The organism is Nocardiopsis sp. CC223A (assembly GCF_030766825.1).
Classification (GTDB): Bacteria; Actinomycetota; Actinomycetes; order Streptosporangiales; family Streptosporangiaceae; genus Nocardiopsis.
Genome location: NZ_JASFDV010000093.1, coordinates 1 through 25901, shown reverse-complemented (window position 1 = coordinate 25901; position 25901 = coordinate 1). Strand labels below are relative to the sequence as shown.

General features: G+C 73.1%; 19 protein-coding genes, 1 pseudogene and 1 riboswitch. Of the genes and pseudogenes, 5 read left to right on the top strand and 15 right to left on the bottom strand.

What is annotated here, in order from left to right:
* Positions 1–330: 330 nt before the first annotated feature.
* Positions 331–3225, bottom strand: coding sequence for an aminomethyl-transferring glycine dehydrogenase (gene gcvP / locus QJS33_RS26840; protein ID WP_306370865.1), 2895 nt, complete (start codon positions 3223–3225; stop codon positions 331–333).
* 98 nt (positions 3226–3323) lie between these two features.
* A riboswitch (glycine riboswitch) is annotated at positions 3324–3415 on the bottom strand.
* A 308-nt stretch (positions 3416–3723) separates the two neighbouring features.
* Here gcvP and QJS33_RS26835 point away from each other — a divergent pair.
* Positions 3724–4185 (top strand): hypothetical protein, encoded by a 462-nt coding sequence (locus QJS33_RS26835; protein WP_306370864.1) that lies wholly within the window; start codon positions 3724–3726, stop codon positions 4183–4185.
* A 1158-nt stretch (positions 4186–5343) separates the two neighbouring features.
* On the opposite strand, the gene QJS33_RS26830 is transcribed toward QJS33_RS26835, so the two are convergent.
* The 8 genes from QJS33_RS26830 to QJS33_RS26795 all read right to left on the bottom strand — a co-directional run bounded on the left by QJS33_RS26830 (position 5344) and on the right by QJS33_RS26795 (position 14792).
* Complete coding sequence (locus QJS33_RS26830; protein WP_306370868.1) at positions 5344–5835, bottom strand: MerR family transcriptional regulator; 492 nt, start codon at positions 5833–5835, stop codon at positions 5344–5346.
* A gap of 418 nt (positions 5836–6253) precedes the next feature.
* Positions 6254–6727: a bifunctional nuclease family protein gene (locus QJS33_RS26825; RefSeq protein WP_220562147.1), complete on the bottom strand. Its 474-nt coding sequence runs from the start codon at positions 6725–6727 to the stop codon at positions 6254–6256.
* Positions 6728–6911: 184 nt separating this feature from the next.
* Positions 6912–7454, bottom strand: a complete 543-nt coding sequence (locus QJS33_RS26820) for an FHA domain-containing protein (RefSeq protein ID WP_306370863.1) — start codon at positions 7452–7454, stop codon at positions 6912–6914.
* Between the two features lie 612 nt (positions 7455–8066).
* Entirely contained in the window at positions 8067–10568 is a 2502-nt protein-coding gene (locus tag QJS33_RS26815; protein WP_306370867.1) for a mannose-1-phosphate guanyltransferase, read from the bottom strand.
* 201 nt (positions 10569–10769) lie between these two features.
* The gene (locus QJS33_RS26810; RefSeq protein ID WP_306370866.1) at positions 10770–11522 is read right to left on the bottom strand and encodes a CDP-alcohol phosphatidyltransferase family protein; all 753 of its coding nucleotides are present in this window, start codon (positions 11520–11522) and stop codon (positions 10770–10772) included.
* A gap of 177 nt (positions 11523–11699) precedes the next feature.
* Positions 11700–12725, bottom strand: coding sequence for an ArsA family ATPase (locus QJS33_RS26805; protein ID WP_306370862.1), 1026 nt, complete (start codon positions 12723–12725; stop codon positions 11700–11702).
* On the bottom strand, positions 12671–12979 hold the full coding sequence (locus tag QJS33_RS26800; protein ID WP_306370861.1) for a cory-CC-star protein: 309 nt from the start codon (positions 12977–12979) through the stop codon (positions 12671–12673). Before QJS33_RS26800 ends, QJS33_RS26805 begins: the two co-directional genes overlap by 55 nt.
* A gap of 10 nt (positions 12980–12989) precedes the next feature.
* Positions 12990–14792 (bottom strand): carbon starvation protein A, encoded by a 1803-nt coding sequence (locus QJS33_RS26795; protein WP_306370860.1) that lies wholly within the window; start codon positions 14790–14792, stop codon positions 12990–12992.
* 115 nt (positions 14793–14907) lie between these two features.
* Here QJS33_RS26795 and QJS33_RS26790 point away from each other — a divergent pair, with 115 nt between their 5' ends.
* Complete coding sequence (locus QJS33_RS26790) at positions 14908–15699, top strand: hypothetical protein (protein ID WP_306370859.1); 792 nt, start codon at positions 14908–14910, stop codon at positions 15697–15699.
* 35 nt (positions 15700–15734) lie between these two features.
* Complete coding sequence (locus tag QJS33_RS26785; RefSeq protein WP_306370858.1) at positions 15735–16031, top strand: MTH1187 family thiamine-binding protein; 297 nt, start codon at positions 15735–15737, stop codon at positions 16029–16031.
* 35 nt (positions 16032–16066) lie between these two features.
* Here QJS33_RS26785 and QJS33_RS26780 read toward each other — a convergent pair whose 3' ends face one another.
* Positions 16067–17437: an NAD(P)/FAD-dependent oxidoreductase gene (locus tag QJS33_RS26780; protein ID WP_306370857.1), complete on the bottom strand. Its 1371-nt coding sequence runs from the start codon at positions 17435–17437 to the stop codon at positions 16067–16069.
* Between the two features lie 189 nt (positions 17438–17626).
* Between QJS33_RS26780 and aroQ the strand changes: the two genes are divergently transcribed.
* A complete protein-coding gene (gene aroQ, locus QJS33_RS26775; protein WP_306370856.1) occupies positions 17627–18193 on the top strand; it encodes a gamma subclass chorismate mutase AroQ in 567 nt (188 codons plus the stop codon).
* Between the two features lie 52 nt (positions 18194–18245).
* On the opposite strand, the pseudogene QJS33_RS31465 reads toward aroQ, so the two are convergent.
* The 5 genes and pseudogenes from QJS33_RS31465 to QJS33_RS26755 form a co-directional block, all read right to left on the bottom strand.
* Positions 18246–18437, bottom strand: a pseudogene (locus tag QJS33_RS31465) (DUF6309 family protein); the annotation flags it as partial.
* 290 nt (positions 18438–18727) lie between these two features.
* Positions 18728–19918: an amidohydrolase gene (locus QJS33_RS26770; protein ID WP_306370855.1), complete on the bottom strand. Its 1191-nt coding sequence runs from the start codon at positions 19916–19918 to the stop codon at positions 18728–18730.
* Between the two features lie 171 nt (positions 19919–20089).
* A complete protein-coding gene (gene thyX, locus QJS33_RS26765) occupies positions 20090–20887 on the bottom strand; it encodes an FAD-dependent thymidylate synthase (protein ID WP_306370854.1) in 798 nt (265 codons plus the stop codon).
* Between the two features lie 277 nt (positions 20888–21164).
* Positions 21165–21305 (bottom strand): GPGG-motif small membrane protein, encoded by a 141-nt coding sequence (locus QJS33_RS26760; protein WP_306370853.1) that lies wholly within the window; start codon positions 21303–21305, stop codon positions 21165–21167.
* A 140-nt stretch (positions 21306–21445) separates the two neighbouring features.
* Complete coding sequence (locus QJS33_RS26755; protein WP_306370852.1) at positions 21446–23659, bottom strand: anthranilate synthase component I; 2214 nt, start codon at positions 23657–23659, stop codon at positions 21446–21448.
* Between the two features lie 343 nt (positions 23660–24002).
* Between QJS33_RS26755 and QJS33_RS26750 the strand changes: the two genes are divergently transcribed.
* Positions 24003–25901: helicase (locus tag QJS33_RS26750; protein ID WP_372339720.1), on the top strand; the 1899-nt coding region annotated here is incomplete at its 3' end.

Below are 25901 nucleotides of genomic sequence, written 5' to 3'. Positions count from 1 at the left end.
GACGGCGCGGGCCCGGCGGGGGCGTCCCGGGGGTCGACGGCCCGTGGCGGCGGGTCGGCGGGTCCGCCGGGGCGTGCGGAGGGTCCGGACGTCGTGGTCATGCTGGCGCTTTCCGGTGGGGGTCCGCGCGGTGGGACACGCGGGTGTCGCCGCAACTCTAACGCGCGTGGCGGCGGTGGGAGAGTGCTGTGGGGGTCGGTGTCGTCCTGCGGGGCGCGTGTGTCCCGTGGGAACGCAGGAGCCTCACCTTTATGTCGTAGATTTACCAAATGTCCGAATAAGGGGCTCCGTCCGGATCCGGACGGAGCCCCGCTGCCCTGTCGGGCCGCTCTACAGCTCGAAGGCCTCCGGCGGCGGGCAGGAGCACACCAGGTTCCGGTCACCGTAGGCCTGGTCGATGCGGCCCACCGGCGGCCAGTACTTGTCCCGGCGCAGCGACGGCACCGGGTAGGCGGCGTCCGCGCGGGTGTACCCGTGGGTCCACTCGTCGGCCGTGACCTCCTCCGCCGTGTGCGGGGCGTTCTTGAGCGGGTTGTCCTGGGCGTCCCACTCCCCCGCCGCGACCTTGTCGATCTCGGCGCGGATGGCGATCATCGCCTCGATGAACCGCTCCAGCTCCGCCAGGTCCTCGCTCTCGGTGGGCTCCACCATGAGCGTCCCGGCCACCGGGAACGACATCGTCGGGGCGTGGAAGCCGTAGTCCATCAGCCGCTTGGCCACGTCCTCGTTGCTGATGCCGCTCGCCTTCTGGAGGGGGCGGATGTCGATGATGCACTCGTGCGCGACCAGGCCGTCCGCACCGGTGTAGAGCACCGGGTAGTACGACTCCAGGCGCTTGGCCACGTAGTTCGCCGACAGCACGGCGACCTCGGTGGCGTGGCGCAGCCCCTCCCCGCCCATCATCCGCACGTACGCCCAGGAGATCGGCAGGATGCCGGCCGATCCGAACGGCGCCGCCGACACCGGGCCCACGCCCGTGTGCGGGCCCGCCTCGGGCTGGCCCGGGTGGTTGGGCAGGAACGCCGCCAGGTGCGAGCGGACCGCGACCGGGCCCACGCCCGGGCCGCCGCCGCCGTGCGGGATGCAGAAGGTCTTGTGCAGGTTCAGGTGGCTGACGTCGGCCCCGAACTCGCCCGGCTTGGCCCAGCCCACCAGCGCGTTCAGGTTGGCGCCGTCGACGTAGACCTGGCCCCCGGCCTCGTGGACCAGGCGGCACACGTCGGTGATGGTGTCCTCGTACACGCCGTGCGTGGACGGGTAGGTCACCATGATCGCGGCCAGCGCGTCGGCGTGCTTCGCGATCTTGGCCCTGAGGTCGTCCACGTCGATGTTGCCGCCCTCGTCGCAGGCCACCACGGCCACGCGCATGCCCGCCATCACCGCGCTGGCGGCGTTGGTGCCGTGCGCGGAGCTGGGGATCAGGCACACGTCGCGGTGGTCGTCGCCGCGCGAGCGGTGGTAGCCGCGGATGGCCAGCAGACCCGCGAGCTCGCCCTGGGAGCCGGCGTTGGGCTGGAGGGACACCGCGTCGTAGCCGGTGATCTCGGCCAGCCAGGCCTCCAGGTCGCGGATGAGCGCGACCGAACCGGCCGCCTGGTCCAGCGGGGCCAGCGGGTGGAGCCCCGCGAACTCCGGCCAGGTGACCGACTCCATCTCGGTGGTGGCGTTGAGCTTCATGGTGCACGAGCCCAGCGGGATCATCGTGCGGTCCAGGGCCAGGTCGCGGTCCGACAGCCTGCGCATGTAGCGCAGCAGCGAGGTCTCGCTGCGGTGGGTGTTGAACACCGGGTGGTCGAGGTAGTCCACCCCGCGCGCCAGCTCCTCGGGAACGCGGTCGGCGTCGGCGGCCACGGACACGGCGGCCTTGGCGGAGCCGTGCCCCGCCTCGCCGAACGCGTCGGCCAGCGCGGCCAGGTCGGCGACGGTCGTGGTCTCGTCCACGCTGACGCCGACGGTCGAGGCGTCCGCGCGCAGCAGGTTGAACCCGGCGGCCAGGGCGTTCTCCACGACCCGGTCGGCGCTGGGCACCCGCACCCGCAGGGTGTCGAAGAACGCGCCGTGGACGACCTCGAAGCCGCGCTCGGTCAGGGCGTCGGCCAGCGCCGCGGTGCGGGTGTGCACCTGGCGGGCGATCGCGCGCAGGCCGTGCGGGCCGTGGTAGACGGCGTACATCCCGGCCATGACGGCCAGCAGCACCTGCGCGGTACAGATGTTGCTGGTGGCCTTCTCGCGGCGGATGTGCTGTTCGCGGGTCTGGAGGGCCAGGCGGTAGGCCGGGCGGCCCGCGACGTCCACCGAGACGCCGACGAGGCGGCCCGGGATCTGGCGGCGCAGCTTCTCGGTGACCGACATGTAGCCGGCGTGCGGGCCGCCGAAGCCGAGCGGGACGCCGAAGCGCTGGGTGGAGCCGACGGCGATGTCCGCGCCCAGGGCGCCGGGGCTGCGCAACAGGGTCAGCGCGAGGATGTCGGCGGCGACCACGGCCAGGGCGCCGCGCTCGTGGGCGGCGGCGATGACCGCGCTCGGGTCGCGCACCACACCGCTGGAGGCCGGGTACTGGACCAGGACGCCGAAGGCGTCGCCCTCGGGCAGGCCCTGCGAGAGGTCGGCGACGACGACCTCGATGCCCAGCGGTTCGGCTCGGGTGCGCAGCACCTGGAGGGTCTGCGGGAAGACGTCGGAGTCGACGACGAAGACGTCCGCCTTGCTCTTGGAGGCGCGGCGGGCCAGGGTCATGGCCTCGGCGGCGGCGGTGGCCTCGTCCAGCAGGGAGGCGCCGGTGACGGGCAGGCCGGTGAGGTCGGAGACCATGGTCTGGAAGTTGATGAGGGCTTCGAGGCGGCCCTGGGAGATCTCCGGCTGGTAGGGGGTGTACGCCGTGTACCAGGCCGGGTTCTCCATGATGTTGCGCAGGATCACCGGCGGGGTGAAGGTGCCGTAGTAGCCCTGGCCGATGAGGGGCTTGACGACGGTGTTGCGGTCGGCGAACGCGCGCAGCTCCGCGAGGGTCTCGGCCTCGCCGATGGCCTCGGGCAGGTCCAGCGCGGCGCTGCGTCCGGGGGCGCTGAGGATGGACGCGGGGACGGCGGCGGCCATGAGCTCGGCGGTGGAGCCGTAGCCGACGGTCTTGAGCATCTCCTCGACGGCACCGGGCGCGGGTCCGACGTGGCGGTCGGCGAACACCCGGGCGGGCGCGCCGGGGACGTTCACGGGCTGGTCGGGCACGGAGACCTCCTGGTGACAGGGCCGATGCGGATCGGCGGTGTTCCTCACGGTCTCCCCCTCTGTCACCGGGCACGGCGGTGCCCAGGCTTCAGAGCGGCCTTCTCCGTACGGTCCGTGGTGCCTGAGAGGTTACTGGGGAGTATTGCCCCGTCGGCGCCCCTGGGTCAGGGGTCTCTCCCGTGCGGTATCGACGGCCTGCTGACGCTGTGTTCACTTGTACGGACAGGGCGAATGTCGGTTTTCATCCCTGTTGTGGTTACGACCGTACTCGATCACGTCGCCACAGGCCGAGTCCACCCGTGCGTTCCGCGCGCCTCACGTGCCCGGGCGCGACGAGGGCCCGTGCGGCCGTCCCTCCGCACGGACCCTCCACCGTCCTCTCTCGGACGGTCCCCGGCGGGCCTTCCCGGACCCGCACCCTCTCCTCTCGGACAGTCCCGGGGAACCCGGGCTCGACGGGCCGCGTCCACTGGACGTCCTACGACGAAAGGTCGCACCGTGCACCGCATCACGATCATCGCTCTGCTCGCCGTCCTCCCGCTCACCGCCTGCGCCTCCGGCCCCGGTTCCGGCCCGGGCCCCGACGAGGTCGTCGTCATCGGTGAGGACCCCCGACTGCTCGTCCACGACTTCTCCTCGGCGATGGAGGCCCTGCTCACCGGGGAGTTGGAATACCTGGCCGACGAGCGCTGCCTGGTCCTGGCGATGCGCGACGAGGCCACCGGGGAGGTGGTCGGCCGATCCGAGATCGTCTGGCCGGCGGGGGTGGAGGCGCTCGGTGACGGCCGGACCGGTGTCACCGTGCCCGGGCTGGGGGACCTCGTGCCCGGTGACTCCTTCAGTGCCGGAGGCGGCCCCGCCCCGGGCGAGGGGTGGGCCGCGGTCGCGAACGCACCGGACTCCTGCGCCCCCGACGGCGGGGGCTTCGCCGTGCTGACGCGGGACACCTTCACCCGCTGACCGTCCCGGACCCGTCACCGGCCGCGCCGGCCGCGAGGATCCACGACGGCGCACGGCGTGCCTTCGGTCCGGGACACCGACGGACTCCCCCGGACCCGCCGGCCGCCGGGGTCCACGGCGGCACGCCTGTGGCCCGGAACCGTACCGCCGAGCACCCGCCCCCCGCCGCCGCCTCTCGGGCGGCGGCAGGCGATGGCGACACGGTGCCGCCGGGGGCGAGGGCGCCGTGCCGGTGCCCGGCAAGGGCGGAGCCCGTGCGGCCGTCCCTCCGCACGGGCTCCTCTCCCACCCCTCTCGGACAGGGTTCGCGGAGGGCTTCGTACGGCCGTCCTCCGCACGAAGCCCTCACCACTCACTCTGTCATCACCCTCGGACGATCCGCAGCCACACCGCCGTGTCGGGCGGCGATTCGGTCGCACTCCACCGGGCCGCCGGTCATCGGCGCCCCCGGTGCGCGGGCGGGTCCGCCGGGTCCCCGCCCGGGTCGACGACACGGGCCGCGCCGTCGGCGCACGGGATGCCGCGGGCGCACGGCACCGGGACGAAGCCACGCCGGTCCGGTTCGGTGGCCGCACCCCCGACCGGGGCGCGGAGAAGGCGGAATCACGGAGTCCGGGCGGCACGGGCCCACCCGCCGATCGCGTTCACCCCCCAGCCGGGCAAGGACGCCCGCGCCCGAGGACATCCGGGGCGACTCCGCATGCACCAGAAACACACCGAGCCCACCGACCCCGGCCGGGGCGCGGAGAAGGCGGAATCACGGAGTCCGGGCGGCACGGGCCCACCCGCCGATCGCGTTCACCCCCCAGCCGGGCAAGAACGCCCGCGCCCGAGGACATCAGGAGCGGCTCCGCATGCACCAGAAACACACCGAGCCCACCGACCCCGGCCGGGGCGCGGAGAAGGCGGAATCACGGAGTCCGGGCGGCACGGGCCCACCCGCCGATCGCGTTCACCCCCCAGCCGGGCAAGAACGCCCGCGCCCGAGGACATCCGGGGCGACTCCGCATGCACCAGAAACACACCGGGCCCACCGACCCCGGTCCTTCCCGCGGGTCGACGTCTCATGCTCGGGGCCGCGACACGGAACGCGAGCGGCCTGCATCCGCTCGCGGAAACCGTCATCGGCCCGCGGTGGCCGACGACGGGAAGAGGGGGTCAGCCGGTGCGGCGCTCCTTGCGCCGCCGGGCCAGTTCGTCCACCGGGGCCGCGGGCGGGGCCGGGGGCAGGTCGCCGCGCTCCTCGGCCGGGACGACGCCCAGGGCCTCCTCCAGTTCCCGCCAGACGTTGGCCAGCGCCAGCCCGAACATGCCCTGGCCGCGCTGCATGAGGTCGACGACCTCCTCGGGGGAGGTGCACTCGTAGACGCTGACGCCGTCGCTCATCAGGGTGATGCGGGCCAGCTCGGGGGCGGGGCGGCCGCGCAGGTGGTCGACCGCGGTACGGATCTGCTGGAGTGAGATCCCGGTGTCCAGCAGCCGTTTGGCCACCTTGAGCAGCAGGACGTCGGGGAGGCTGTACAGGGGGGCGTTGTGGGCGCCGGTGTGCACGCTCGGCTCCACCAGGCCGGTTCTGGCCCAGTAGTCGAGCTGACGGTAGGTGATCCCGGCGGCCGTACAGGCCGCAGGACCCCGGTACCCGACGTCCATAGGCAGCGCCACCACGTCCTCTTCGCACGGTAGGCCCTGCTGCCCCGCTAGCCGCAGCGCGGACCGCCTGTCATGGGGTTCCCGCTTGCCGCTCGCTACCGCCACGCCGACCTCCGGCTCCTCGTCCCGCGGCGGTTTCGACAGGGGATGTCCACACAGGGAACGGGTGCGCCGCGGGTTCCACTGCACCGACCGTAGGACGGCCGGAGGGCAGCGTCAACGACACCCCCCGGCGCGTCGCCAAGTGCGCGCGCCCGGGTGCCGCGGAGCCGCGGTGGTCACGCCGTGTGCGCGCACCCCGTTTTTCGGCCCCGACCTCGACGTTCACTTCCCCGTCCCCAATCTAACACCGCCCCCCGGAACATCGCCGCAGGTCGCAGCCGTGTTCCGGGGCGCCCCCGAGCACCCGGCCGCGGTCTCACTCCGTACGGCGCCCGAAATCCTCGGGCGTGATGTTGTCGAGGAATTCCCTGAACGCCTCGACCTGGTCCTCCTGCTCGTCCGGGATGGGCATCCCGGCCTCGTCGATCACGTCCTCGTGCGCGTAGATGGGCGTCCCGGTGCGCAACGCCAGCGCGATCGAGTCCGAGGGCCGGGCGCTGACCTCGGCACCGTTGCTGAACACGAGTTCGGCGTAGAAGATGCCGTCGTTCAGCCCGGTGATGTTGACCGTGGTGAGCTGGGTGTCCAGGGCGTCGAGGACGTCCCGGAACAGGTCGTGGGTGAGCGGCCGGGCCGGGACCACACCCTGCTGTGCGAGCGCGATCGCGGTCGCCTCCACCCCGCCGATCCAGATCGTGAGGTAGCGATCCCCGTCGGATTCCTTGAGCAGGATTATCGGTTGGTTCGAGGGCATCTCAACCCGGACGCCGACGAACTCCATGTGCTTCACAGCGGCTCCGTCCCACGAGTCGTCATGCCGGATGGGCACTCGTCCCTGTATCCCCCGTTGGATCAGGACCCGAGGGCGAAATCGGCACCCTTCGATACAAAGCTCTCCGGCGGCGGGGGGCCGCAAACCTACCCGGCCCCGGCCGCCGCCGTCAACGATGCGCGTGCATGCCCGATACCGCTCCTCAGCGGCGCGGCTTGGTCAGCAGCACCATCCGGAACTTGCCGATCTGGATCTCGTCGCCGCCGCCCAACTCGGCTTCGTCCACCGGCTCCCGGTTGACGTAGGTGCCGTTGAGGCTGCCCACGTCGCGGACGCCGAAACCGTTGCCGCGGCGGAAGAACTCGACGTGCCGTCGCGAGACGGTGACGTCGTCGAGGAAGATGTCGCTGTTGGGGTGGCGCCCGGCGGTCGTGACGTCGTTCTCCAGCAGGAAGCGACTGCCGGCGTTGGGACCGCGCTTCACCACCAGGAGAGCCGTACCGGCGGGCAGGGCGTCGACGTTGGTGGGGTCGACGTTGCCCGTCTCGTCACCGGAGTCCTCCTCCTCCAGGGCCTGTATGCCCGAGATGGAGATGGTGGACGTGACGTCTCCGGCGGACTCCCCGCTCCCAGCGGGCCGTGGACCCGGCTGTCCGTCCCTGCGGACGGGGGTCCCACAGTGGGAGCAGAAACGGGCATCATCCGCAACGGCGTGACCGCACTGCGTGCAGTAAACGCTCGACATAGGTCGGCTCGGCCTCCTACCGCACGGGGCGGTGCTTGATTCGGCTGATCGGTGGCACGTTCCGGCCGTCGTGCGGGCGAAGGGCCCGCACAGCGTCCGGAACGCGGCGAGACGATCCGCTGTCGCGGCAGCGGCGCACCTCGCACGGTCGGTCGCTAGGTCTCATCCCCCATGTTGTACTCCTCGTCACCTCTGCACGGTCCGCCGTTGCGGGAAGGCCCGTGCGGTAGGCGACGCGGCGCTCCAGGGAACACTCGACTTTAAACCATATCCCTGTCCGGGAAGGGTTTCGCTTCTCCTCGGCCTGCCGTGCACACCCCGCCTCGGGAGCGGTGGGGCGAACGGCGGATCCGGTGCCCGGAGCACCGACTCCGCCGGGAACGGCGCCGACGAGAAGAGACACCTTTCTGGTACCGATGCCGCTCCGGGGGTTTTGGTTCGCTCCCGCGCCCCACGGATTCGCCTCGCCGCAGCCGTGCCGCCACGACCTGTCGTTATGCCCAGTTTAGTCAGCGGGCACGGCTTGGCCACCGGCCCTGAGGACCTTTGTTTCCGCCGTACACCGAAGGGGGGTGCGGACCACACGGCCCGCACCCCGGTCGGGCGCAGAGGTCAGCCCTCGGCGCGTTCCACGACGTTCGCCCACTCGCCCAGCAGGCGGTGCGCGGTGTCCGGGTCGGGACCTTCGGCCCAAAGATGGGTGACGGCCTCGGCGGTGTCCGGCAGGACCAGCGCCCAGCTGCCGTCGGGCTCCAGAACCCTTACGCCGTCGGTCGTGTCCAGCTCGCGGTCGCCCGCGGCCTCCACGACGGCCCGCATGACGCTGCCCTTGACCGCCCAGGGGGTGGGCACCGACCGGCGCAGCAGGTGCGCCTGCGGGATGGCCCCCTCGATCCGGCTCAGCGGGCTGCGGGTCCGCGCCACCAGCCCCAGCAGCCGCACGAAGGCCGCGATGCCGTCACTGGTCGGGCTGAACTCGGGGATGACGAAGCCGCCCCGGCCGTCCCCGGCCAGGATGACGTCCTCGCCCTGCTGCACCGCCTTGGTGAGCTCGTTGATGGCCGTGGCGGTCCACCGCACCTCCACGCCGTGGGCCCGGGCCACCTGCTCGGCGACGCGGGTGATGGTCACCGGCAGCGCCACGCTGCCGCCCTTGCGCTCGGCGCACACCAGGTCCAGGACGGCGAGCAGGGCGCGCCCGCCGTCGACCAGCTCGCCCTTCTCGTCCACGATGGAGAGCCGCTCGGCCACCGGGTCGAACCGCACCCCGAAGTCGGCCCCCGAGCCGGAGACCAGCTCGCCCAGGCGCTCCAGGTCCCGGTTGCGCTTGGCCGCGGTGTCGGTGGGCGAGTCCTCGTCGAGCCGGTTGTTGACGGTGAGCACGTCCACACCGATCCGGCCCAGCAGCGAGGGCAGGATGAGCGACCCGCTGCCGCCCGCGCAGTCGACCACGACCTTCAGGTCCGCCTCGGCGATCCCGGAGGTGTCCACCGCGCGCAGCAGGTCGTGGGCGTAGTTCTCCACGTTGCGCGAGGGGAACGTCAGCTCGCCGATCTCCCCCGGGAAGGCCCGGCGGTACTCGGCGCGGGAGAACACCCGGTCGAGTTTGCGCTGGGCCGCCGGGGACAGGTCGGCGCCGTCGGAGTCCAGGAACAGGATGTCCACCGACTCCGGGTCGCCCGGGGTGGTGCGCACGGTGATGCCGCCGCTGACCCCGCTCTGGGAGGTGTGGAAGCGGGCCACCGGCAGCGGCACGACCTCCAGGTCGCGCACCTCGATGGCCGCGGCCGTCAGGGCGCTGATGACCGCCCGTTTGAGCGTGCGGGCCGCGCGCGAGACGTCGCGCGAGGTGGTGACGATCGCACCCTTCTTGAGGGTGGTGGCGTAGGCGTTGGCCAGCCGCACCGCCAGTTCGGGCGTGATCTCCACGTTGATGAGCCCGGAGACGCCGCGCGGGCCGAACAGCGACCGCTGCCCGCGCGACTCCCAGATGACGTTGGTGCTGACGACCGCCCCGGCCTCGATGGTCTTGAACGGGTAGACCTTGACGTCGTTGTGGAGGTAGGCCTCGGACTCGATGACGCAGTCCTCGCCGACGACCGCGCCCTCCTCGATCCGGGCCGCCGCCATGACGTCGGTGTTCTTGCCGATGACCGCGCCGCGCAGGTTGGCCCCGCGGCCGATGAAGACGTTGTCGTGGAGCACCGTGCGGTGCGCGAAGGCCTCCGCGCGCACCACGGCGTTGCTGCCCACGACGGTGAACTCGCGCAGCTCGGCCCCGGCCTCCACCTTGGCGTAGTCGCCGATGTAGAGCGGGCCCTTGAGCACGGCCTCGGCGGAGACCTGGGCGCCCTCGCCGACCCACACGCCCGGGGAGACCTCGAACCCGTCGATCTCCACCTCGACCTTGCCCGACAGCACGTCGGCCTGGGCGCTGAGGTAGCTCTCGTGGGTGCCCACGTCCTCCCAGTAGCCGTCGGCGATGTAGCCGTAGAGGGGTTCGCCCTCCCGGAGGAGTTCGGGGAAGACGTCGCCGGACCAGTCGACCACCTCGCCCGCGGCGACCCGGTCCAGGACCTCCGGCTCCATGATGTAGATGCCGGTGTTGACGGTGTCGGAGAAGACCTGGCCCCAGGTGGGCTTCTCCAGGAAGCGCTGGATGCGCCCCTGCTCGTCGACGATGATGATGCCGAACTCCAGCGGGTTGGGGACCCGCTTGAGGGCGATGGTGACCTTGGCGCCCTTCTCCCGGTGGAAGCGCACCATGTCGGTGAGGTCGATGTCGGTGAGCGCGTCTCCGGAGATGACGATGAAGGGCTCGCCGCGCAGGTGGTCCTCGGCGTTCTTGACGCTGCCCGCCGTGCCGAGCGGGACCTCCTCGGCGACGTAGTGGAGCTTCATGCCGAGCTCTTCGCCGTCGCCGAAGTAGTTGCGGATCAGGGTGGCCAGGAACTGGACGGTGACCACCGTTTCGGTGAAACCGTGTTTGCGCAGCAGCCGCAGCACGTGCTCCATGATGGGTTTGTTGACCACCGGGAGCAGGGGTTTGGGCTGGTTGGCCGTCATGGGGCGCAGGCGGGTGCCCTCGCCCCCGGCCATGACGACGGCCTTCATGCTCGGTGAGGGCGTCGGGGCGTCCTCGTCGCGGGCGGTCATCGCGGGTACCTCCGCACGCTGAAGGTGGCGGGGGGCAGCACCGCGGGGGGAAGGTGTTCGGAGCGCGCGGCCGATCGCGCGGTGGGACATGTTCTCATGATGGAGACGACACTCCCTTTCGTTCCGACAGGACTCGCGGTGAGCCGGTCCGTCGGCGGGTCAGGTGCCCGTCCGCCCTTGTTCCCGGCCGGACAGGCCGAGGCCGTCGACGTCCGCGCCGGGTTCGCCGTCGGCGGTCGCCTGTGTGGCTGGATCGGACCGACCCGGGTCGGGGCCGCGACCGGGGTCGCCGTCCTCGACGGCACGGTGACCGTCGGTGAGATCGGCGCGCTCGTCACGGCGGGTCTGGGCGATCAGGCGCAGGCCCTGAACGGCGTACAGCAGTCCGGCCCACCAATAAAGAGCCGTTCCCCAGAGCGCGAAGGCCCAACCCATAATCTGCGCCACATCTCCGACGACGTTGGCGTAACCCGCGATGAACAGCAGGGGGAAGGCGTAGAGAAGGCAGAGGGTGGCGGCCTTGCCGGCGAAGTTGACCGGCAGGGGGCCGTAGCCGAAATACCGCAGCAGCGGCAGGGCCCCGAGGATGAGGACGTCGCGCAGGACGAGGATGGCCATGAGCCACCACGGGACGATGTCGCGCACGACCAGTCCCAGCAGGGCGGCGAAGATGTAGAGGCGGTCGGCCAGCGGGTCCAGGATCGTGCCCAGTCGGGAGGTCTGGTTCCAGGCGCGGGCGATCTTGCCGTCGAGCCAGTCGCTGAGCCCGGCGAAGGCGAGCACGGCCAGCGCCCACCAGTCGGCCTGCGGCACCAGGACGAGCCACAGGAAGAGCGGGACGCCCAGCAGCCGGAGCATGCTCAGCAGGTTGGGAACCGTCCAGATGCGGTCACTGACCGCCGGGCTGGCCACATCGCCCCCCGCATCGAGTCTGCCGTCTTCCGCGGATCGCCCCATGACGCCAACGATAACGGTCCGAAGTGTCGTTTTCCGTCACCGCAGAGTCCCTCTCTCCCGTGTGGCCCGGCGGGCGGCCGCCCGCCCATCGTACCCCGCGACGTTACGGGATATTTGACCGATATGTCGGTTTTACTCGGTCCGATCCGTCCTGTCGAACGAACCGGGACCCGGGGTCGTTCCCGCGCCCGGCCGCCCCGGCAGGTGGGCGGCCAGTGCCCGCAACCGCTCCGGCCCGGTCGGCTCCCGGTCCTGGAGCGGGACCTCGACGACCCCCGGGCCGGCGAAGCGCCGCCGCATCTCGGCCAGGACCTGCACCCCCTCGGGGCCGGCGGCCCCCGCGGGCGGGATCTGGTTGACGACCACGGTGTCGAGGGGGAAGCCCGCATCGGTGAGGGAGTCCAGGGCCCGACCGCTCTCGGCCAGCACCATGCGGCGCGGTACGGTCACCAGGCACACCCGGCTGGCCGAGCGCAGCAGGCCGGCGGCCCCCTCCAGGCGGTGGCGGCGTTCGTGCAGCCGGACCAGCAGCGGGTCCTCCTCCGGTGCGGCGACCACCACGTCGGCGAACGCCTCTGCACTGCGGGCGCGTTCGCGCCGCCGGGTCAGCCCCTCCACCCAGGGGGTGAGCAGGGTCGGCAGCGCCAGCAGGCGCAGCAGGTGCCCGGTGGGAGCGCTGTCCACGACCAGCCGGTCCCACCGGTCGCCGACCTCCTCCATCCGTTCCATGAGCAGGTCCGCCAGCGCGGACTCGGCCATCCCCGGGGCCGCCCCGGCGTGGTCCAGGTGGCGCCGGACCGCGGGCATGATCTCGGCGGGCAGGGCCCGTTCGGCGTCCCGGACGACCCGGGTGATCCTGCGCCGGACGGCGGCGTCGGCGTCGGGCTCGGCCGCCCACAGGCCCGGGGCGACCTCGGCGGGGCGGTCGCCCAGTGGGTGTTCCAGGACGTCGCCCAGGGAGTGCGCGGGGTCGGTGGACATGAGCAGGACCCGGTGGCCGGCGTCGGCCAGCGCCAGGGCGCGGGCGGCGGCCACCGTGGTCTTGCCGACGCCGCCCTTGCCCCCCACGAAGAGGATCGGCGCGTCGGCGGCGGGTGTCGGGTTCAGCAGCAGCCTCCCGGGGCTCCGAAGTCGTCCCGCCCCATTCTCAGGTGCCATTCGTGCAGGTCGGCGACCATGTAGGGAAGCAGGTCCAAGGTCTCATAGGCGACGGGGTTGTCCACGCCCAGGCTCTCCAGCATGAGCAGGGCCCGCAGGGTGTCCTGTTGGGTGCGGGCCTGCCGGTGCCGCTCGTGCCCCCAGCGCGCGTCGAAGACCTGTTGGTGGAAGTCCTCGACGCGGCGCCAGGCGGCGACGGCGCGGTGCCAGGCCCGCCCGAGGGGGGACCCGGCACCGTCACTGTGTTCGGTCACGGTCGGCCGTTCAGGACTTGTCGTCCGTGCCGGCGGTCTCCTCCTCGGCGACGGGCTCCTCCCCCGCGGCCGCGGTGCCCCCGCGCCGGGCCGCGAAGGCCTTGCGCAGGGCGATCACCGCCTCGACCGTCATCCACACGGCCAGTCCGAAGATGACCGCGTCCAGCGGGGCCAGCAGGAACCGCTGGAGGCCGTCCTCCGAGCCGAGGAAGCCCATCAGCTGGACGATGAGCGCCCACGAGGTCATCACGACCAGGAAGACCAGGGGCACCAGCACCGCGATCGGGTTGCGGCCCTGCTTGGTGACCCACACGGCGATGACGGCCAGGGCCAGCCCGGCGGTGAGCTGGTTGGTGGTGCCGAACAGCTGCCACAGGGTCCCGGCCGCGAAGTTGCCGGGGACCAGGGCCAGGGCGAAGGGCACCAGCACCGCGATCAGGGTGGACGCGGTGATGTTGCGGGCCAGGAAGGAGGCGGACTTCTCCAGGGCGCCGCCCTCGGTCGCCCGGTCCCGGACGATGACGCTGATCTCCTGGATCGTGTAGCGCTGGAGCCGGACCGCGGTGTCGAGGCTGGTGGCCGCGAAGCTGATCACGACCAGGGAGGCGAAGACCAGGCCCATGCTCTCGGGGATGCCCACGTTGGCCGCGAACCCGGCGACGCCCTGGACGAAGCGGCCCGCCGGGTTGGTGCCCGCGGCCGTCCAGTCGACGTAGATGTCGGACCAGTTCATGCCCTGGTTGGCGCTGAAGACCATGATGCCCGCGGTGCAGGCCAGGATGGAGCAGACCGCCAGCGTGCCCTCGCCGAGGGAGCTTAGGTAGCCGACGTAGCGGGCGTCGGTCTCCTTGTCCAGCTGCTTGGAGGTGGTCCCCGAGGCCACGAGGCTGTGGAACCCGGAGACCGCGCCGCAGGCGATGGTGATGAACAGCAGCGGGAAGATCGACGGGGAGCCCTCGGGCAGGTCGCCGCGCAGCAGGGGCGCCTGGATCGTGTTCATGCCGACGACGATGCCGACCACGATGACCAGCAGCGCCAGCACCATCTGCTGCTGGTTGATGTAGTCACGCGGCTGGAGGAGCATCCAGACCGGCAGGCGCGAGGTGAAGAAGGTGTAGGTGAAGATGAACACCAGCCACACGAAGGCCGCGTCCACGCCCAGCAGGCCCGCGAGCGGATCGACGGTGATGGGGAACATCTGGCCCAGCGGGATGCAGGCGTAGACCGCGACCAGCGAGATCAGCGAGGGCAGCAGGGCCGCGGTGCGGCGCCGGTAGACGACCTGCCCGACCCCGATGGCCAGGGGGATCGTGACCAGGACGGGCAGGACCGCCTCGGGGTTGGCCACGAAGAGCCCGGTGATGATGACGGCGAACACCGCGTTCACCATGGTCACCAGGAAGAAGATGATCAGCAGGAACAGGATCCGGGCCCGGCTGCTGATCACGTCGCCCGCCAGGGCGCCGATGCCCTTGGCCTTGTGCCGCACCGAGACGGCGATCGCCCCGAAGTCGTGGGCCCCGGAGGCGAAGATGGTGCCGAGCACGACCCACACCAGCGCGGGGCCCCAGCCCCAGAACACGGCGATGGCCGGTCCGACGATGGGCGCCGCGCCCGCCACGGAGATGAAGTGGTGGGCGAAGACGATGTGCTTGTTGGTGGGGACGAAGTCGACGCCGTCCTGGTAGGCGTGCGCCGGGGTGGTGAACGCGGGGTCGAGCGCGTAGACCTTCTTCGCCAGGTAGTTGGAGTAGAAGCGGTAGCCGAGCGCGAAGAGCGCCAGTGCCCCGAGTAGGACGACCACGGCTGACATGGGGGGATTCCTCACTTTCGAGTGCTTTCGCACTCTGCGGTATGCACGGGCCCGGGGTGTCGAGTACAGTCCCGAGAAATTAACATGCGTCCTACGTCACACCCAAGGAAGAATCGTGCACGATCCGGCCACGGTCTGGCGCCGCTCCCCCGTCGGTGAACTGTGCTGGTCGGCCGGATCGGGCCCGCAGGCGATCCCGGTCGTCCCCCTGCTCGCGGGGGACACCCCCTGTGTCGCACTGCCCCTGGCCCACCTGCACCTCATCGCCTCCCTGGGCCGGTACGCCGCGTTCTGCGCGAGCGCGCCCGCCGCCGAGGGGCAGCCCACCCTGGCCGCCGTCGGCCGGGTCGAGGTGTCCCTGGACCCCCGGGGCGAGGCCTTCGCCGACCTGGTCGAGCAGGAGGCCGTCAAGCACCCGCCCACCCGGTTGCGGGCGGGCAGCCTGATGGCGCGCCGGGAGAACTGGTGGTGGATGGGCCGGGCCATCGTGCGCCTGGTCGACGTGGAACGGGTCCTCCCGCTGCCCCCGCGCGACCGGCCCGAGGACGCGCTGCTGGTCCGCGGCCGCGACGGCGGCGTCCGGGTGGACGTGGTCACCGCCCCCGCGTGGCCGGACGGGCCCGACTCCGTCCTGGAAGTGTGGGGGCGCGACGGCGACGACCCCGAGGGGGACGGGGAGGAGGTCCTGGTGATGGGCCACCAGGCCAGCCCCGACTTCGAGCGCTGGGAGCGGTGGACCCGCCGGGGCCCGCTCACCGGGCAGCACCTGAGGCTGACCGAGGCCGTCGGCGCCCCGGACGGCGACCCCCGCCCGTACGGGCTCGTCGAGCGGTGGGGCAACCACCGGCGGGTGCGGCGCGCCTGCGTGGCGGGAGTGGCAGAGGCCGAGCGCCGTCTGCGACGCTGACCGGAAGCGCCACCACAGCGAACCGGGAGGACCCCATGCTCGTCGCCTTCTCCGTCAGCCCCCTGGGCACCGGCGAATCCGTCGCGCCCGCCGTCGCCAAGGCCGTCAAGGTCGTGCGCGACAGCGGGCTGCCGAACCGCACCGACGCCATGTTCACCACGGTCGAAGGGGAGTGGGACGAGGTGATGGCCGTGGTCAGGGCCGCCACCGAGGCCGCGGGCGAGGGCGCCGGGCGGGTGTCCCTGGTGCTCAAGGCCGACATCCGGCCCGGCGTCACCGGGGCGCTGGAGGACAAGGTCGAGGCGGTCGAACGGGAGCTGCGCGACCTGTGACCCCGGCCGCGGGCCCGCCCCGGCGGGCCCGCGCCTCAGCCCTGGGACTCCAGGATCATGTCCGCCGCGCGCAGCCCCGACAGCAGCGCGCCGTGCACCGTCGCGATGTGCTCGATCTCGGTGGCCTCCCCGGCGAAGAACAGCCGGTCGTCCACCGACGCGCGCAACGCCACCCGGTCGCCGTCGCCGGAACCGACGGCGGTGTAGGAGAACGCGCCCCGCGAGAAGGGGTCGTCCGCCCAGTTGCTGAGAAGGTGGTCGACCGGGTCGGGGGCCTTGCGGAACATGGTGCGCAACGACGCCATCGCGTGCTCCACCACCTCCCCCTCGGACATCCCCGCCAGGAACCGCGCCGGGGCGCCGCCGTTGCGGGACACCAGCACCGGCACCCCCAGCACCCGCTGGCCCGCGTACCAGTGGAACCAGGCGCCCTGGTCGGTGCCCAGGTGCACGAGCACCTCGGCGTCGCCCCAGAACACCTCGTCGAAGCGCAGGAACAGCTTCTCCAGGCGGCCGTTGCCCAGGCGCTCGATCGCCAGCCGCTTGTCCTCGGGCAGCTCCGGGCGGAAGTCCACCTGGCCCGCCTTGAGCACGCCCAGCGGCAGGGTGACCACGACCCGGTCGGCGGTGAGGGTCTGCTCCCCGTCGGGGGTGTCCACCCGCACCGACACGCCGTCCCCGCCGTGGGAGACCCCCAGGACCACGTGCTCCAGGCGCACGTCCAGGCCGCGGGCCAGGTGGTCGGTGATCTGGCCCATGCCGTCGGGGAAGACCACGTCGTCGCCGCTGAACTCGTGCAGGGCGCCCACCGCCTCGAAGGAGACCTCCTCGGCGTCGGCGCCGTGGTCGCCCTCGACCATGCGGTGCACGATCTCCTTGGCGTCGCGGGCGCGGGCACGCACCAGGTTCGCGTCGTAGAGGGCCTGGTCGATGCCCTGTTCCATGGACTCCTGGGTGCTCGCGCCGATGTTGTCCCAGTACATGTGCTCGTGCAGGAGGTTGACGTCCTCCATGTTGCGGCGGTGCCGGTCGAAGAGCAGCCGGCGGCCCTTGGGGTCGTAGGCGGTCTCGGTGGAGCGGTTGAACACCGCGGTGCGCAGGCCCAGGGAGCGGACCAGGTCGGCCAGGGGGTTGTTCTCCTCCCCGCGCATCCAGGAGGCCCCGGCGTCCAGGGTGGTGCCGTCCCATTCGCGGACCGTGTGGATGCGCCCGCCGGTACGGGCCCGGGCCTCCAGGACGGTGACGCGCTCCCCGGCCTCGGCCAGGCGGTCGGCGGCGGACAGCCCGGCCATGCCCGCCCCGATGACGATGGTGTGCCCGCGCCCGGGGACGGCCTCACGGCCCCGCGGCCCGGGTACGGACTCGACCGGCTCCTCGGTGACCTCCGCGCCGACGTCCTCCTGCATGGCACTCCCCTCCCGGTGACCGACAGTGCGACTGTATGTGCCCTTCGTGTCGATCACCGGGATGACACCCCGGAGGACATAACGGCCGCGGCCCGGGGAAGCGGAACCCGATCGGCCACTTTCCATAACAATCCGCGGTCTTGTGGTTACACTCCGGATGTCCACCTCCCGTCTTCCGAGGGGTTCACCGTGCGCGTCCTCGCCGCCACCATCACTTCGGCACTCGTCCTCGGCTGTGCCACCGCCGCCTCCGCCACCACCGCACCCCCGGCGACCGTCGCCCTGGCGCCGGTGGTCGAGCTGTCGGCCGACCGGCTGGCCACCGCAGAGCTGGTGGCGGCCGCCAAATGGCACAGCGGCGAACCGGTCGAGGCACCCGAGCGGGAGGCGACGGTGCTGGCCGAGGCGGAGCGGTCGGCCCGCGCCCTGGGCGGCGACCCGGAGACCGCGCTGGCGGTCATGCACGACCAGATCGAGGCCAACAAGGTGATCCAGCGGCGCAGACACGCCGACTGGTACGCCCACCCCGACCGGAGCCCGCTGCCGCCGCCACCGGACCTGGCCGACGCCCGCGCCGACCTGGACCGGATCACCCCGGCCCTGGTGGGCGCGCTCACCGACGCCGGCACCGGCCTGGCGGCCCCCGGCTGTGAGGCCGAGCTGGCCCGCACCGCCCGCCGTGTCGCCGCCGAGCGCGGCCTGGACCGCCCGGGCCGCACCGCCCTGGCCGTCTCCCTGTCCTCCGTCTGCGCCTGACCGGCCACCCGGCCGCGTAGGTCTCCGCGGCGGCGGGCGTCCTGTCCCACACGGGCCAGGCCGGCATGCGATGCAGCCCGTCCAGGCGGCTGAGGCCCTCCCGGCGCCCCATCCGCTCGTGGTAGGGGTGGCCGACCGCGCCGTCGCCCGGGAACAGCGGGCCGTGCGGGGCCGCGGCCGTCCAGGACTGCTCGCCCCGGCGGACCGGGTCGGTGTCGGGGTAGCCGTCGCGCCGGGCCCGCAGGGTGGCCGCCGCCTCGGAGACGGTGGCCCCGGCGGGGGGGCACCGGCTCGCGCTCCCCGTGCCCGCCGACGTGCCGGGGCGGCAGGACCCGGGCGATGTCGCCGCCGGTCAGGTCGGCCCGGCGCCACCGCCCGCCGCAGGATCCCCTCCGCGTACTCGTTGCCCGCCCGCGAGGCGGCGTCGCTCTCCGGGTGGGCCGCCCGGAACCGCCGTACCACGCCATCGGTGTCCAGGGCCTCGATGGTGTGCACGGGAGCCGGTCCCCGTCTCGAACGCGGAGGTCCCCCGCCCTAACCGGTGACGAGGGCTCCGTCGCGGGCCACCACGCGGCCGGCGCGCACCACCAGGTTCCGCGGCGGCAGGTCCACCACGACCTGGGGCGCGCACTCGCCCTCCACCAGGACGAAGTCCGCCGGAGAGCCGGGCGCGAAGTCCGCCGCGGGCAGCCCCATGACGGCCGCCCCGCCGTGGGCGGCGGTCTCCAGGGCGGCGGTCAGCTGCTCGTCGGTGCGGGCGCGGGACGCCTCGGCCAGCAGGTGGGCGCGGTGCAGCATGTCGGCGTCGCCGAACGGGCTCCAGGCGTCGCGGACCCCGTCCGAGCCCAGGCCCACGAGCACCCCGTGCCCGCGCAGCCGCTCCACCGGCAGCACACGGGCGGGGTCGGGGGCGACCGTGGTCAGGGCCACCCCGGCCGCGCCCAGGGCGGCGGCCAGCGCGTCGAACCCGTCCCCGGCCTCCGGGACGGCGAAGGCGTGGCCGACCGTCACCTGCCCGCCCAGGTCCAGCGCGCGGGTGCGCTCGGCGATGGCGTGCAGGGTGCGCACCCCGGTCTCCCCGCCCTCGTGCAGGTGGATGTCCACGCCGACGCCGTACCGGTCGGCCAGGCCGAAGACCAGGTCGAGCTGCCCGGTGGGGTCCCCGTCGAACCCGGTGGGGTCGATGCCGCCGACGAGGTCGGCGGCCCCGGTGCGCAGCGCCTCCTCCATCAGCTCGGCGGTGCCGGGTGCCCGCCGCACCCCGTGCTGGGGGAACGCCACGACCTGGACGTCCAGCGCGTGGGCCAGGTTCCGGGCGGCCTCGCGGACGCCCTCGACCCCGGCCAGACCGTAGGCGGGGGCGATGTCGGCGTGGGCGCGCATGGCCCGGGTGCCGCGGGTGACGGCGTGGCCCATCAGGCGTTCGGCGCGCACCGCGACGGGGGTGGGCAGGGCGGCGAACACCTCGGCGTCCTGCTCCCCCAGCTCGGCGATGCCGCGCGCCGGGCGGCGCGAGTACCAGGGCTCGCCCCAGGTGGTCTTGTCCGGGTGGATGTGCGCGTCGACCAGCGTCGGCAGCGCGATGCGGCCGCCGCAGTCGACGACCTGCGCCCCCTCAACGGCGGGCCCGGCCGCCACCCGGCCGTCGACCACGACGAGGTCGACGGGGTCGCCGCCCAGCGGGCACAGGTCGCGGAAGACCGTGGTGCGGGGGTGTGCGGTCACGTGGGGTCCCTCCCGGGTCCGGCACGGCGGGCACCGGTGGCGGGCGCCCTCGCCGCGCGAGGAATCGGATGTCGGCTCATCCGACATTAACGGTATACCACTACCATCTCCCGGGAACGGCGGAGGCGCGGGGCCGTTCGGCCCCGCGCCTCCGCGATGGTTCTCTTCAGGTCAGACCTTGCGCCACTGCGGCACCCAGGCGCCGTCCTCGACGGTGTAGTCGCCGAACAGCGCCGGGGCCTCCTTCTGGAGGGTCTCGCCGATCCGGTGGAACAGCAGGCGGATCTCCTCCTCCGCGCCGGGCGCGGTGCGGGCCTCCAGGGTGTGGCGCAGGGTGCGCACGTTGGCGGTCCACACCAGCCCGGTGGCCACACCCTCGGGGGCGAAGCGGCGCATGAAGGAGGTCTTGTGCTTCTTCTCCGCGAACTTCACGCCCTCGTCGTCGAGGCCGAAGTGGTCCGCCATCCAGAACTGGAACTCCTCCATCTGCGCCAGCATCGCCTCGGCGCGCTCCATCAGCTCCGGGTCGTCCTGGGCCCAGTCCGGGAACCAGAACGGCAGGTCGGTCAGGCGCACGAACCGCAGCGACTCCTGGGAGATGGCCACGCCCGGGCGGTGCCGGATGAGCTCGTGAGTCAGGACCCGCGAGACGTTGTGCAGCACGAACCCGAAGTTGACGTGCTCCAGCACCGAGCCGTGCAGGCTGGCCAGGATGTTGCCCAGGTAGGCGTCCTGGTCGGTGCGCACCCGCGTGACGTTGGGGTTCAGACCCGGCTCCCAGGAGCGGTAGCACAGCCGCCCGGCGAACTCGGCGAGGTTCTGCGGGTCGTTGAGGTGCTCGTCCAGCTCGCCCCGGTCGAAGCGCTCCAGCCAGGACTGGCCGCCGACCTCCTTGAGGTAGTCGGCGATCGCGTCGTAGTCCAGTTGCGGACGCGAGATCAGTCGGACCTGCGGCTCGACCCTCTTCACTGCACTGCCTCCCGTGTCATGGCCCCCCGGACCCCGGGCACGCGTGAGCACCGTGACCTGGGGGTTTCAGAGACACGGGGCGTGTGACGGGGGTGGGGGCCGATCAGCCTCCCACGAGGGTACACGCCCCTGCCGGGCGCGGACCCGGCCCCGGCCGGGAGTCGTCCGCGCGGCGGGGCCGTACCGGGCCGCCTCGGCCGAAATGTCCGCGCGGTCCTGCGGGGAGGCCGGGGCACGGGCGGCACCGCGCCGCACCGCGTCCGTGGACACCCGGGTGTCAGAGGCCGAAGAAGTACCCGGGGGTGAGGAAGAGCCCGAGGACGATGGCGGCGATGCCCCACAGGAGTCGGCCGCGCACCACCCCGAGGACTCCGGCGATGAGGAGAATGATCCCGAGGATCGTCAGCAGAGTACCCATGCACAACCCCTGACCGATAACGAATCTATCAAACTTCGCGGCCCGTGCCGGGCACCCGCATCGACCGGGAAAGGGGCGTCCCGCACTGGCGGACGGGGGTGGGTGCGACCCGCATCACACCCACCCCCGCCGGGCCCGTTTCAGCCGCGGGCCAGGCGCAGCGCCCGCGCCACGATCTCCTCGCCGACCGCGGCGGTCAGGATCGACTCCGGGTGGAACTGCACCGCGTAGCGCCGGTTCTCCCGGTCCTCGATCGCCATCACCACCGGCTCCTCCCCCTCCGCGTCGATGACCGCGGTGACCTCGTAGTTCTTCACCTGGTCCGGCAGCGCGTACGTGGAGTGGTAGCGGGCCGCCTGGAACACCCCGTCCTCGCCCAGCCCGGCCACCAGCTCCCCGCCCAGCGTCCTGACCCGGCCCGGCTTGCCGTGCACCGGGTCGGCCAGGGTCCGCAGCTCACCGCCCGCGTGCTCCACCATGCCCTGCAACCCCAGGCACACCCCGAACACCGGCAGCCGGCGGGCGGCCAGCGCGTCCAACAGGGCCGCCATCCCGAAGTCCTCGGGCAGCCCCGGCCCGGGCGAGAGCACCACCAGGTCCGGCGCCAGCCGGTCCAGCAGCTCCGGCTCGAACCCGTAGCGGACCGTGGTGACCTCGGCCCCGTGGCGGCGCACGTAGTCGGCCAGGGTGTTGACGAACGAGTCCTCGTGGTCGACCAGCAGCACCCGCAGCCCCTCGCCCGGGCGCTCGGCGGCCGCAGCCGTGGCCGTCTCCACCGCGGCGGGCCCGGCGGCGGCCGGGGCCTCCTCGCTCAGCGCCAGGGTCTCCAGCAGGGCGCGCGCCTTGAGGAAGGTCTCCTTCTCCTCCGCCTCGGGGTCGGAGTCGTAGAGCAGGGTCGCCCCCACCCGCACGGCCGCGACCCCGTCGCGGATGTGCGCGGTGCGCAGGGTCAGCCCGGTGTTCATGGCCCCGTTGAAGTTGATCACCCCGACGGCGCCGCCGTACCAGCGGCGGGGGCTGGTCTCGTTCTGCTCGATGAACCGCATCGCCCAGGTCTTGGGCGCCCCGGTCACCGTGACCGCCCACATGTGGGTGAGGAACGCGTCCAGCGCGTCGAACTCCCGGCGCAGCGTCCCCTCGATGTGGTCGACGGTGTGGATGAGCCGCGAGTACATCTCGATCTGGCGGCGGCCGATGACCCGGACGCTGCCCGGCTCGCACACCCGCGACTTGTCGTTGCGGTCGACGTCGGTGCACATGGTGAGCTCGGACTTCTCCTTGACGGAGGAGAGCAGCTCCTGGATGTTCTCGGCGTCGCCCAGGGCGTCCTCGCCGCGGCGGATGGTGCCGGAGATGGGGCAGGTCTCCACCCGCTGCCCGGTCCCGGGCTCGCCGCTGACCCGCACGAACATCTCCGGGGAGGCGCCGACCAGGTACTCGCCCTCGCCCAGGTTGAAGAAGAACTCGTACGGTGCGGGGTTGCGCTCGCGCAGCTGCTCGTAGAAGCGGGCGGGCGAGGAGCAGCGGGCGTAGGTGCGGTGCCCGGGGACGACCTCGAAGAGGTCGCCGCGGCGGAACTTCTCCTTGGCACGGGCCACCACGGCGGCGTAGGAACCGGGCTCGGGCCCGTCGGGCACCTCGGTGGCGACCACCGGCGGGGTGGGCTCGGTCTCGCGGGGCAGGCCCGCGGTGTCGGCCGCGGGCCGGCCGGCGGCGGCCGGGACGGCGAAGTCGTAGGTGTAGCGGACGCAGGTCTCGCGCTTGCGGTCGCGCACGACGATCGCGTCGGGCAGGTGCAGGACGAGGTCGCGGTCGGTGGGGTCGCGGTCGATGTGCCGCTCGATGGGCTCGAACTGGAAGGCCAGGTCGTAGCCGAAGGCGCCGTACAGGCCCAGGTTGGAGTCCTCGGGGGCGCTGAGGGCGTCGATGACGGCGCGCAGCGCGGTGAAGACGCTGGGGCGGCGGCTGCGCTCCTCCTCGGTGAAGAACACGCCGGGGTCGGGCTCGGGGACGGTGACCGCGGTGCGGGCGGGGCCGCGCTCGAAGTCCGTACCGGTGGGTTCCAGGGCGTCGGCGATGACGGGGAGCAGCACGCGGCCGCGTTCGTTGAGGGCGGTGGCGGTGACCCGGCGCCCGCGGGTGGTCAGCTCCAGGCACGGGTCCACGTACCCCAGGTGCCAGCGGTCGTACCGGCCCGGGTACTCCATGCCGGAGGACAGCACGCCGCCGCGGCGGGTCTCGACGTCGCGGACGAGGTCGGTGAGGACCTCCGGGTCGCAGGGGGCGGCCTGGCGGTGGACGGTCACGCCGCCCCGGGTGCGGTACGTGGTGGTCTGGGTGTCGCTGGGTGTCACGGCCGGTCCTTCGGGCGCTGGTCGGTCGGGGTGGGCTGCACCGGCCGGGGCCGCGAAAGGGAAACGACCGCCGATCCGGGGCGGTCGCTGCGAGAGATACGCGAAACGTCGGCGCCGCCTAGGAGCGGCGCCACCACTGGGCCTGAACGGAGGTGTTTCGCATGGGGCAGAGTGTAGCGGGCGCGCGGGCCCGTGGGGAACCCTTGCCGGAAATCCGCCGGGAACGTGTCGCGGGCGGCGGGGCACGGGGTGGCACGCCCGGAGGGCGGCGTGCTACGGTGAGGGGCTCTGCACGGCAGATATCAAAATCAGTCTTGATATCAACGCCAATTTTACCAGAAGGATATCAGTGAGTCAATCCGCTCCCGAAGCACGGTCGTCCGAACGGGAGGCCCTGGCCGCCGAGCAGGCCCGGGTCACCGCCATGTACGAGCGGCTGGACGAGCTGCGCGCCCGCACCGAGCTGCGCCTCTCCGACGCCCGGTTGCAGGACCGCACCGGGTTCGCCGCCCTGGTGGAGCGCGAGACCCGCACCTTCGAGCACGCCCGGGAGCGCGCCCGCCTGGGCGCGGTCGAGGAGGGCCTGTGCTTCGGCCGGATCGACCTCGCCCACGACGACGGCCCCGAGGCCCGCTACGTCGGGCGGATCGGCCTGCGCGACGCCGACTACGAGACCATCCTCGTGGACTGGCGGGCCCCGGCCGCCCGCCCCTTCTACGCCGCCACCCCCGGCGACCCGCACGGGGTGACCCGCCGCCGCCACCTGCGGGTGCGCCGCCGCCGGGTGACCGGCCTGGACGACGAGGTGTTCGACCTCGACCGGCTCGGCGACACCGACCGCCGCCAGCTCGTCGGCGAGGCCGCCCTGCTGTCCGCGCTGGCCGGCGACCGCACCGGGCGCATGGGCGACATCGTCGCCACCATCCAGACCGAGCAGGACCGGGTGATCCGGGCCCGGCTCGACGGTGTGCTCGTGGTCCAGGGCGGGCCCGGCACCGGCAAGACCGTCGCCGCCCTGCACCGCGCCGCCTACCTGCTCTACACCCACCGCGCCGTCCTGGAACGGCGCGGCGTCCTGGTGGTGGGGCCCAACCCCGCGTTCCTGCGCTACATCGGCGACGTCCTGCCCTCCCTGGGCGAGACCGACGCCGTCCTGCGCACCGTCGGCGGCCTCTTCCCCGGGGTGTCCGCGACCCGCCACGATCCCTACGGGGTCGCCGCCCTCAAGGGCGACACCCGCGTCACCGCCCTGCTCCGCGCCGCGGTCCGGGACCGCCAGCGCACCCCGCGCGAGGCGTTCGGCGCCGACGACCTCCTGGTGGAGACCGACGCCGGGGTGCTGACCGTGCCCGGGGCGACCTGCGAGCGCATCGTGCGCACCGCGCGGGGCCTGCGCCTGGGGCACAACGTCGCCCGCAAGTACACCGTCAACGCGCTGCTGGCCGAGCTGGCCCGCGCCGAGGCCGCGCTGCTGGGCCGCCCGCTGCCGGAGGAGGACGTCCGCCACGTCGGCGAGCGCCTGTGGGCCGAGGACCCGGTGCGCGACGCCCTGGACGCGCTGTGGCCGCGCCTGTCCCCGCGGCGGCTGCTGCGGGAGCTGTTCGCCGACCCCGCGGCGCTGGCCCGGGCGGGTGAGCGGGCCGGGTACTCCCCCGCGGAGGCCGCCCTGCTGCACCGGCCGGCGGACGACGGCGAGGGCACCGCGGACTGGACCGTCGAGGACGTGCCGCTGCTCGACGAGGCCGCCGAGCTGCTGGGCCGCGACGACTCCGGCCGCCGGGCCCGGGAGCGCCGCGCCGCCGCCGAGCGCGCCGAGGAGGAGCGCTATGCCCAGGGCGTGCTGGAGTTCACCGGCCTGTCCGAGGACGGGATGATGAGCGCCGCCGACCTGGCCGACCGCCACCGCGACCACGGCCCCGGCCTCACCACGGCCGAACGCGCCGGCGGCGACCGCGAGTGGACCTACGGGCACGTCATCGTCGACGAGGCCCAGGAGCTGTCGCCGATGGCCTGGCGCACGGTGATGCGCCGGGTGCCCACCCGCTCCCTCACCGTCGTGGGCGACCTCGCACAGACCGGCAGCGCCGCGGGGGCCGCCTCCTGGACCGACGCCCTGGAGCCGTACGCCCCGGGCAAGGTGCACGTGGAGCGGCTGCGGGTGAACTACCGCACGCCCGCGCCGATCATGGCCGCGGCCGCCGACGTGCTGCGCGCCGCCGCCCCGGGCGAGGAGCCCCCGGAG